This is a genomic window from Variovorax sp. P1_H12_2 (assembly GCF_056405335.1).
Genome location: NZ_JBFUCI010000237.1, coordinates 1 through 9,867, shown reverse-complemented (window position 1 = coordinate 9,867; position 9,867 = coordinate 1). Strand labels below are relative to the sequence as shown.

The 9,867-nt window shown below is 69.5% G+C and carries 10 protein-coding genes; all 10 read left to right on the top strand.

What is annotated here, in order from left to right:
- The first annotated feature begins 23 nt into the window (after nt 1–23).
- The gene (hypA, locus tag AC1D2K_RS21610; protein ID WP_478090877.1) at nt 24–371 is read left to right on the top strand and encodes a hydrogenase maturation nickel metallochaperone HypA; all 348 of its coding nucleotides are present in this window, start codon (nt 24–26) and stop codon (nt 369–371) included.
- Nucleotides 372–382: 11 nt separating this feature from the next.
- Nucleotides 383–1,234 carry a hydrogenase nickel incorporation protein HypB gene (hypB, locus tag AC1D2K_RS21605; protein ID WP_478090876.1) on the top strand — a complete coding sequence of 284 codons (852 nt, stop codon included), beginning with the start codon at nt 383–385 and terminating at the stop codon, nt 1,232–1,234.
- A 5-nt stretch (nt 1,235–1,239) separates the two neighbouring features.
- Complete coding sequence (locus AC1D2K_RS21600; RefSeq protein ID WP_478090875.1) at nt 1,240–2,397, top strand: Kae1-like domain-containing protein; 1,158 nt, start codon at nt 1,240–1,242, stop codon at nt 2,395–2,397.
- Complete coding sequence (locus AC1D2K_RS21595) at nt 2,388–2,633, top strand: HypC/HybG/HupF family hydrogenase formation chaperone (RefSeq protein WP_478090874.1); 246 nt, start codon at nt 2,388–2,390, stop codon at nt 2,631–2,633. Before AC1D2K_RS21600 ends, AC1D2K_RS21595 begins: the two co-directional genes overlap by 10 nt.
- Nucleotides 2,630–3,784 carry a hydrogenase formation protein HypD gene (hypD, locus tag AC1D2K_RS21590; RefSeq protein WP_478090873.1) on the top strand — a complete coding sequence of 385 codons (1,155 nt, stop codon included), beginning with the start codon at nt 2,630–2,632 and terminating at the stop codon, nt 3,782–3,784. The genes AC1D2K_RS21595 and hypD overlap by 4 nt, the downstream gene beginning before the upstream one ends.
- A gap of 53 nt (nt 3,785–3,837) precedes the next feature.
- On the top strand, nt 3,838–4,830 hold the full coding sequence (gene hypE, locus AC1D2K_RS21585; RefSeq protein WP_478090878.1) for a hydrogenase expression/formation protein HypE: 993 nt from the start codon (nt 3,838–3,840) through the stop codon (nt 4,828–4,830).
- Between the two features lie 13 nt (nt 4,831–4,843).
- The gene (locus AC1D2K_RS21580; protein WP_478090872.1) at nt 4,844–6,613 is read left to right on the top strand and encodes an enoyl-CoA hydratase-related protein; all 1,770 of its coding nucleotides are present in this window, start codon (nt 4,844–4,846) and stop codon (nt 6,611–6,613) included.
- Entirely contained in the window at nt 6,610–8,058 is a 1,449-nt protein-coding gene (locus AC1D2K_RS21575; protein ID WP_478090871.1) for a sigma-54-dependent transcriptional regulator, read from the top strand. The genes AC1D2K_RS21580 and AC1D2K_RS21575 overlap by 4 nt, the downstream gene beginning before the upstream one ends.
- A gap of 4 nt (nt 8,059–8,062) precedes the next feature.
- The gene (locus AC1D2K_RS21570) at nt 8,063–9,076 is read left to right on the top strand and encodes an NADH-quinone oxidoreductase subunit B family protein (RefSeq protein WP_478090870.1); all 1,014 of its coding nucleotides are present in this window, start codon (nt 8,063–8,065) and stop codon (nt 9,074–9,076) included.
- A gap of 9 nt (nt 9,077–9,085) precedes the next feature.
- A partial coding sequence (locus AC1D2K_RS21565) for a nickel-dependent hydrogenase large subunit (protein ID WP_478090869.1) occupies nt 9,086–9,867 on the top strand: 782 nt, incomplete at its 3' end.

Sequence of the window (9,867 nt, the reverse complement as noted above, 5' to 3'; positions counted from 1 at the left end):
CGCAGCGACCCCGGAGTACCACCATGCATGAAGCCAGTCTGGCCGGCGGCATCCTGAAACTCGTCGAAGACGCGGCGCGCCGGGAGGGATTCCGGCGTGTCACTGCGCTGCGGCTGGAAGCCGGACAGCTCTGTGGCGTGGAGACGCGTGCCCTGCGTTTCGCGCTGGAGGCGATCGCACCTCGAACCTGCCTGGAGGGCGCGTCGATCGACATCCGCGAGCCGCCCGGCACCGCATGGTGCCTCCCATGTGGCGCCAGCGTGGAGATCCAGCGGCGCGGCGATGCCTGCCCGCGCTGCCGCAGCCATCAGCTTCAGGCCACGGGCGGCACCGAGCTGCGCGTGCTCGAGCTGCAAGTCGAAGATCTATAAGGAGACCCACCATGTGTGTCGTTTGTGGATGCGCTGAAACTGAACACGAACACGGCCATGATCACCATCACGGGCACGGGCACGGGCACGATCTTTCCCCCCACGGCGACCTGCATTTCGGATCAGGCGCGGCCCGCGTATCGGTGCCTGGCCTGAGCCAGGAGCGCACGATCCGGCTGGAAGCCGACATCCTCGGCGAGAACAACCGTATCGCCACGCGCAACCGCAGCCACTTCGCCGCGCACGGCGTGCATGCGCTGAACCTGCTGTCCAGTCCCGGATCGGGCAAGACCACCCTGCTGTGCGCCACCATCGACGCACTGCGGGCGCGCCACCCGGAGATGGACATCTCGGTCATCGAAGGAGACCAGCAGACGAGTTTCGACGCCGAGCGAATCCGCGCGACCGGCGTGCCGGCAGTCCAGGTGAACACCGGCAAGGGCTGCCACCTGGACGCGCCGATGGTCGCGCATGCCTTCGCGCAGTTGCACAGCCACGCCCATGACCCCGTGCACGCGGACGACCGCAGCCTGTTGTTCATCGAGAACGTCGGCAACCTCGTCTGCCCGGCCTTGTGGGACCTCGGCGAGGCCGCCAAGGTGGTGCTGCTGTCGGTCACGGAGGGCGAAGACAAGCCGCTCAAGTACCCGGACATGTTCGCGGCCGCCCGGCTGATGGTGCTCACCAAGATCGACCTGCTGCCTCATCTGCGCTTCGACGTGGCACGCTGCATCGACGGCGCGCGCCACGTCAATCCGGCCATCGAAGTGATCCAGTTGTCCGCCACCAGCGGCGAAGGCATGGGTGCCTGGCTCGATTGGCTCGCCGGCGCGGACGACGACACCGGCCCGCTCGGCGCCTGACGTCGATGCAACAGCCGCTTCCCGCCGTGCTGGCCTGCGGCGCATGGCTCAAGAACACCGCATGCCTGCTTGGGCATCGCCAGGCGCGCTGGTCTGCGCTGCACGGGGACCTGCAGGACCCGACAGCCTGCCGTCGACTGGAGGCCTCGCTGCGGTCGCTCGCGCGCGACGCACGTGACGCGCAGGCGCCGGTGGCCGCGCTGGCGCATGACCTGCATCCCGACTTCTTCAGCACGCGCATCGCCATCGCCCTGGCGCACGAGTGGGGCGTACCGGCAATCGCCGTGCAACACCACCACGCACACATCGCGGCCGTGATCGCCGAACACGACCTGGACGAGCCGGTCATCGGCCTCGCCCTCGACGGCGTCGGTCTCGGCAGCGACGGCACGGCCTGGGGCGGCGAGCTGCTGCGGGTCGACGGCAACGGCTGGGATCGCCTGGGCAGCCTGTGGCCGCTGGCGCTGCCCGGCGGCGATGTCGCGGCACGCGAACCCTGGCGCATGGCGGCTTCGGCCCTGCACGCGCTCGGCGCCGGCGACCGGATTGCCGACCGCTTCTCGCCGAGTGTCGGGCCTGCCTTGGCCGGCGGGGTGCAGCGCATGCTCGCCGCCGAGTTGAATTGCCCGCCCACGAGCAGCACCGGTCGCTGGTTCGACGCGGCGGCCGGCGCGCTAGGGCTGAGCGTGCGCCAGGCCCACGAGGCCGAGGCCGCGATGGCGCTCGAGGCGGCGGCCGCACGCTGGCTGGCCGGGCACACGGTCACAGCGACCGCCGCCTGGCCGGAAGCCGGCAACCTGCGGCTGCTCGATCCGCGCCCGCTGCTGGAGCGACTGTTCGCCTGGCCCATGCCGCAACGCAACGCCGACGAGGCCGCGGCCTGGTTCCACCTGTCGCTGGCGCAGGGCCTGGCCGGCTGGGCCGCGGCCGCGGCACGCCAGGCCGGGTGCGGCACCGTCTGCCTCGGCGGCGGCTGCTTCTTCAACGCGATCCTGCGCATCGAGGTGACGCAGGGGCTCCAGGCGCGCGGGCTTCGCGTACTTTCGGCCGGCCGTTCGGGTTGCGGTGACGCGGCCCTCGCGCTGGGCCAGGCCTGGGTCGCCGCCCACAGCCTGCGCGCACGAACCTTCCTCACCCCACGAAAAGCCATGCCATGTGCCTAGCCATTCCCACTCAATTGATCGAACTGCGACCGGGCGCGCTGGCGCTGGTCGAGCTCGGCGGCATCCGCAAGGAAATCTCGGTCGCGCTGGTGCCTGACGCGGTCGTCGGCGACTACGTGATCGTGCACGTCGGCCACGCGATCGGCCAGATCGACCCCGAAGAGGCCGAGCGAACGCTGGCGATGTTCGGCGCGCTGGCGCAACGCGATGCCGAGAACGGAGCGACCCTGCCATGAAATACATCGACGAGTTCCGCGACGGCGCGATTGCAAGAAGGATCGCCGACCGCCTGCACGCCGAGGCGCTGCCGCAACGCCAGTACAGCTTCATGGAGTTCTGCGGTGGCCACACGCACGCGATCTCGCGCTACGGCATCAGCGAACTGCTGCCCGCGAACGTGCGCATGATCCACGGCCCCGGCTGTCCGGTGTGCGTGCTGCCGATCGGCCGCATCGACCTGGCGATCCAGCTCGCGCTCGAACACGGTGCCATCGTCTGCACCTACGGCGATACGATGCGCGTGCCGGCTTCCGACGGCCTCTCCCTGGTGCGCGCCAACGCGCGCGGCGGCGACATCCGCATGGTCTACTCGGGCGCCGACGCACTCGAGATCGCGCGCCGCGAGCCGGATCGCGAAGTCGTCTTCTTCGCGATCGGCTTCGAGACCACGACACCGCCGACCGCGTTGACGATCCGGACCGCTCAGCAAGAGGCACTGAAGAACTTCAGCGTGCTGTGCTGCCATGTGCTCACGCCCTCGGCGATCACGCACATCCTCGAATCGCCGGAGGTGCGGCAGTTCGGCACCGTGCCGATCGACGGCTTCGTCGGGCCGGCGCATGTCAGCATCGTCATCGGCTCGGCGCCCTACGAGCACTTCGCGCAGGAGTATCGCAAGCCGGTCGTGATCGCCGGATTCGAACCGCTGGACGTGATGCAGGCGGTGCTGATGCTGGTGCGGCAGGTCAACGAGGGCCGCACCGAGGTCGAGAACGAGTTCACCCGCGCGGTGAACCGCGACGGCAACCTGCACGCGCAGGCGCTGGTCTCGCAGGTGTTCGAGTTGCGCAGCAGCTTCGAGTGGCGCGGCCTCGGCGAGGTGCCGTACAGCGCGTTGAAGATCCGCCCGGCATACGCCGGGTTCGATGCCGAACGCCGCTTCGGCCTCGGCTACCGGCCGGTTCCTGACAACAAGGCCTGCGAATGCGGCGCGATCCTGCGCGGCGTCAAGAGGCCGACCGACTGCAAGATCTTCGGCACCGTCTGCACGCCGGAGAACCCCGTCGGTTCGTGCATGGTCTCGTCCGAAGGCGCATGCGCGGCGCACTACTCGTACGGACGCTTCAAGGACATCGCGATCAAGGTCGAAGCGGAGGCGCAAGCGTGAACACCAAGAAGGACTACGTTCGCCCGCTCGACATCCGCCACGGCCGCGTCGACATGGGTCACGGCGCCGGCGGCCGGGCGGCCGCGCAGTTGATCGAGGAGTTGTTTGTCACCGCGTTCGACAACGAATACCTGCGCCAGGGCGACGACGGCGCGACTCTGGCGATTCCCGTCGGCGCCAAGCTCGTGATGGCGACCGACGGCCACGTCGTCTCGCCGCTATTCTTTCCCGGCGGCGATGTCGGCTCGCTTTCGGTGCACGGCACGATCAACGACGTGGCGATGTGCGGCGCGACGCCGCTCTACCTCGCGGCGAGCTTCATCCTCGAGGAAGGCTTTCCGCTCGCCGACCTGAAGCGCATCGTCGAGTCGATGGCGGCGGCCTCGCGCGCGGCCGGCGTGCCGATTGTCACAGGCGACACCAAGGTGGTCGAGCAGGGCAAGGGCGATGGCGTGTTCATCAGCACCACCGGCGTTGGCGTGGTCGCGGCCGGCGTGCGCATCTCGGGCGCGAACGCGCGCCCCGGCGACGTGGTCCTGCTCTCCGGCTCGATCGGCGAGCACGGCGTGGCGGTGTTCTCGAAGCGCGCATCGCTCGACTTCGAGACCACGATCGAATCCGACAGCGCCGCCCTGCACGGGCTGGTGGCGGCGATGCTCGCGGCCTCGAACGGCGTGCGCGTGCTGCGCGACCCGACCCGCGGTGGCCTGGCGACGACGCTGAACGAGATCGCGCGCCAGTCGAACGTGGGCATGCTGCTCGACGAGGCGGCGATCCCGGTGCGGCCGCAGGTCGAGGCGGCCTGCGAGCTGCTCGGGCTGGATCCGCTTTACATCGCGAATGAAGGCAAGCTGATCGCCATCTGCGCACCCGACTCGGCCGACGCGGTGCTGGCCGCGATGCGCGCACACCCGCTGGGCTCGCAGGCGGCGCGCATCGGCAGGGTCACCGAAGACCCGCACCGCTTCGTGCAGATGGAAACGAGCTTCGGCGGCCGCCGCGTCGTCGATTGGCTGAGCGGCGAGCAGCTGCCGCGCATCTGTTGAGAGGCCATGCCGCATGATCGAGATGACGCACGCGCCGCTGCGCATCCTGCTGCTGTGCCACAGCTTCAACAGCCTGAGCCAGCGCTTGTTCTGCGAGTTGCGCGCGCTGGGCTGCGAGGTCTCGGTCGAGTTCGACATCGCCRATCGCGTCACCGAGGAGGCGATCGAACTGTTCCGCCCCGCACTGGTGATCGCGCCGTTCCTGAAGCGGCTGATCCCGGCCTCGGTGTGGCAGCGCCAGCCCTGCCTGATCGTGCACCCCGGTCCGGTTGGCGACCGCGGCCCCGCGGCGCTCGACTGGGCGGTGCGTGAAGACCACGCCGGCTGGGGGGTGACCGTGCTGCAGGCGAACGAGGCCTTCGATGCCGGCCCGGTGTGGGCCCACGCAGGCTTCGCGATGCGGGCCGCCGCGAAGGGCAGCCTTTACCGGCGCGAAGTGACCGGGGCGGCGGTCGATGCGGTCCTGCGCAGCGTGACGCAATTCGCGGCCGGCGGCACCGGCGGCGAACGGCCAGGCGAGCAAAGGGCCTCGATCTGGCGCGGCCCGCTGCGCCAGGCCGAGYGGCGCATCGACTGGTCGGGCGACACGACGGCCACCGTGCTCGCGAAGATCCGCAGCGCCGATGGCCAGCCCGGCGTCCAGGACCAGCTCTTCGGCCAGCCCTGCCACCTGTTCGATGCCCACCCGGCCACCTCGCAGGCGCTTGCCACGCCACCGCCCGGCGCTTTGATCGGACGCCGCGACGGCGCCGTGCTGCGCCGCACGACCGATGGGGCGGTCTGGATCGGCCAGGCGAGCCTTTCCGCGGCCTGCGGCGGCAAGGCTTTCAAGCTGCCTTGCGAACTCGCGTTCGGCGCCGCCTTCGAGGCGCTGCCTGCGCTGCCAGTGCCGCTGGAGCGGGCGAGCGACGAGTGGGGCGAGATTCGCTACCGTGAATTCGGCACGCCGGGCGCGCGCGTCGGCTGCCTGTCTTTCGAGTTCTACAACGGCGCGATGTCGACCGCGCAATGCCGCCGCCTGCTCGCCGCCTGGCGCGACGCCGCCAGCCGCGACACCCGCGTGCTGATGCTGCTGGGCGGCGCCGACTTCTTCAGCAACGGCATCCACCTGAACTGCATCGAGGCGGCGGCGCACCGCGAGGGCGACAGCGCCGCCGACGAATCGATGCGCAACATCGAGGCGATGGACGACCTTGCCGAAGCCGTCATCCGCACCACCGACCGGTTGACCATCGCGCTGCTGCGCGGCAACGCCGGTGCCGGCGGGGCTTTTCTGGCGCTCGCGGCCGACGAGGTCTGGGCACACCGCGGGGTGGTGCTGAACCCGCACTACAAGAACATGGGCAACCTGTACGGCTCGGAGTACTGGACCTATCTGCTGCCGCGCCGCCTCGGCGCCGAGGGCGCGATCGCACTGATGTCCAGCCGCCTGCCGCTGGGCGCGCCAGAAGCCCTGTCGATCCGACTCATCGACCGGTGCATGGGTGAAACCGCGACCGATCTCGAAGCGCTGGCAATCACCGAGGCGTTGGCACTCGCCGCAGCGCACAATATCGACGATCGAATAACTGCGAAGGCACGGCGGCGCGCTGCTGACGAGGCAGCACGCCCTCTCGCCGACTACCGCCGCCATGAGCTTTCACGCATGCATCGCAATTTCTACGGCTTCGACCCGAGCTTTCACATCGCGCGGTACCACTTCGTCCACAAGCTGCCGACGGCATGGACGCCCCGGCACCTGGCCCGGCACCGCGAAGGCGTGAAGGCCGCGAGCCCCGGATGACGCCCGTGACATCGATGCCGACCGTTCTGGTCGTCGATGACGAGGTTCGCTCTCAGGACGCGATCCGTCGCACGCTCGACGAGGAGTTCATCGTGCTGACGGCCGACGATGCAGGCCAGGCCCGCCAGCAGCTCGAACGCCAGCCGGTCAGCGTGATCCTGTGCGACCAGCGCATGCCCGGCGAGACCGGGGTCACCTTCCTGAAGGAAGTGCGCGAGCGCTGGCCCGACACCGTGCGCATCGTGATCTCGGGCTATACCGATTCCGAGGACATCATCGCCGGCATCAATGACGCGGGCATCTACCAGTACCTGCTCAAGCCGTGGATCCCCGACCACCTGCTGAGCACCGTGCGCGAGGCGGCGGAAGCCCAGACGCTCCAGCGCGACATGAACCGGCTCGACCTGGAGCTGCGCACCAGCACGCCGGTACTGCGGCGCCGGGCCGCCAACAAGCTGGATCGGGCGCGCAACGCCTTCGACTTCGACCGCATCGAGCGCGCGGACGGCAGTCCGCTCGATGCGGTGTGCGAGTTGGCGGCACGCGTGGCACGCTACGACCTCAGCCTCCTGGTGCTGGGCGAGTCGGGCTCCGGCAAGGAATTGCTGGCGCGCGCGGTGCATTACGCCAGCCCGCGCGCGGCCGGACCGTTCGTGGTCGAGAACTGCGCGGCGATTCCCGATACGCTGCTCGAGTCGGAGCTGTTCGGCCACAAGCGGGGCGCTTTCACCGGCGCGTTCGATGACCACGTGGGACTGTTCCAGCGCGCCAACAGCGGCACCGTCTTTCTCGACGAGATCGGCGAAACCTCGGCGGCGTTCCAACTGCGCCTGCTGCGCGTGCTGCAGGAGGGCGAGGTGCGACCCGTGGGCTCGCCGCGCACCGTGCCGGTCGACGTGCGCGTGATCGCGGCGACCCACCGCAACCTCGAACAGCGGGTGCACGAAGGGCACTTCCGCGAGGATCTGTTCTACCGCGTCGCCTGCGTGACGATCACGGTCCCGCCGCTGCGCGAACGCGGTGGCGACATCGGGCCGATCGCTCGGCGGCTCGTGAGCGAGGTCGGCGTGGCGCTGGGGCGCCCTGGCGCCGCGCTCTCGGACGAGGCGATGGCCTGCCTCATGGCCTACCCCTGGCCCGGCAACATCCGCGAGCTGCGCAACGAGATCTCGCGCGCGGTGGCGCTCAGTGCCGACGATCTGATCGATGGCACCGCTTTTTCGTCGCGGGTCCTGCAGGGCCAGGCCGGGCGCACGGTCACGGCCGGCTCGACACCCCTGCCGGCCAGCGGTACGCTGGCCGAACGCCTCGATGCCATCGAGGCCATGGTGCTGCGCGAGACGCTGTTGCGGCACCGCTGGAACAAGACGCGCGTGGCCAAGGAACTGGGGCTCTCGCGGGTCGGGTTGCGTGGCAAGATGGCCCGCTTCGGGCTGGAAGGTTGAACCGATGGACAAGATGCCCCACTTCAATGTCCTGTGGCTGCAGTCGGGTGGCTGCGGCGGCTGCAGCATGTCGCTTCTGTGCGCCGACACGGCCGACTTCCACGGCCAACTGCGCGATGCCGGCATCAACCTGCTGTGGCACCCGTCGCTGTCGCTCGAAAGCGGCACCGAGTTGATCGACCTGCTCGAACGCGCCATCGATGGCCGCCTTCGTGTCGACGCGCTGTGCATCGAAGGATCGTTGCTGCGGGGTCCGAACAACACCGGCCGCTTCCATGTCCTCGCCGGCACCGGCATCCCGATGATCGACTGGGTCCGCCGGCTGGCTGCGACGGCGCGGCAGGTCGTCGCGATCGGCAGTTGCGCGGCCTGGGGCGGCATCACCGCAGGCGGGAGCAATCCGACCGATGCCTGCGGCCTGCAATACGACGACGATCGCCCCGGCGGCCTGCTCGGCGCGGCATTCCGTTGCGCCAGCGGCTTGCCGGTCATCAACGTGGCGGGCTGCCCGACCCATCCGGGGTGGGTCATCGACAGCCTGATGGCGCTCGCCGCCGGCCAGTTTTCCGCTGCCGACCTGGACTCCTTGAACCGGCCCCGCTTCTATGCCGACCAGCTGGTGCACCACGGCTGCACCCGCAACGAGTACTACGAGTTCAAGGCCAGCGCCGAGAAGCCGTCCGACCTCGGCTGCATGATGGAGCACATGGGCTGCAAGGGCACCCAGGTGCATGCCGACTGCAACACACGGCTCTGGAACGGGGAAGGCTCCTGCACCCGCGGCGRCTATGCCTGCATCGCCTGCACCGAGCCGGGCTTCCAGGAGCCCGGCCATCCATTCCACGAGACGCCCAAGATCGCCGGCATTCCCATCGGCCTGCCGACCGACATGCCCAAGGCCTGGTTCGTCGCGCTGGCGTCGCTGTCGAAATCGGCCACGCCCAAACGCGTGAAGACCAACGCCACCGCGGACCATATCAAGGTGGCGCCCGCGGTGCGCAAGACGCGCCTGCGCTAGCGTGCCGCCATGACCCGCCTGCTGGTCGGCCCTTTCAATCGCGTCGAGGGTGACCTCGAGGTCACGCTCGACATCGAGGATGGACGGGTGTCGTCCGCGCGCGTGAATTCGCCCATGTATCGGGGGTTCGAGCAGATCCTGCAGGGAAAGCGGCCACATGACGCACTGGTCTATGTGCCCCGAATCTGCGGCATCTGCTCGGTGTCGCAGTCCGTCGCCTCGGCCCGCGCTCTCGCGGACATGGGCGGGCTGAGAATGCCGCCGAACGGCCAGCACGTGACCAACGTGATCCTCGCCACCGAAAACCTGGCCGACCACCTGACGCATTTCTACCTGTTCTTCATGCCCGACTTCACGCGAGCCGTGTATGCCGGGCGGACGTGGCATGCCGAAGCCCTGCGTCGGTTCGACCCGACCACCGGCGAGCAGGCGCGTCGGGCCATCGCGGCGCGGCAGCGCTGGTTCACGATGCTCGGCCTGCTTGCCGGCAAGTGGCCGCATACGCAGAGCATCGAGCCCGGCGGCTCCACGCGCGCGGTCGATGGCGCCGAGCGCACGCGCCTGCTGGCGCGTATCCGGGAGTTCCGGCGCTTCCTGGAGCAGCAGTTGTTCGCGGCGCCGCTGCAGCAGGTGCTGTCCCTCGCCAGCGCCGACGCGCTGTGGGCCTGGGATGCCCAGGCCCCCCTGCAGGGCGATTTCCGGATGTTCCTGGCCATCGCACGCGACACCGGCCTGATGGGCCTGGGTAGCGGCCCGGGCCGCTACCTGAGCTACGGCGCCTACCCCCAGCC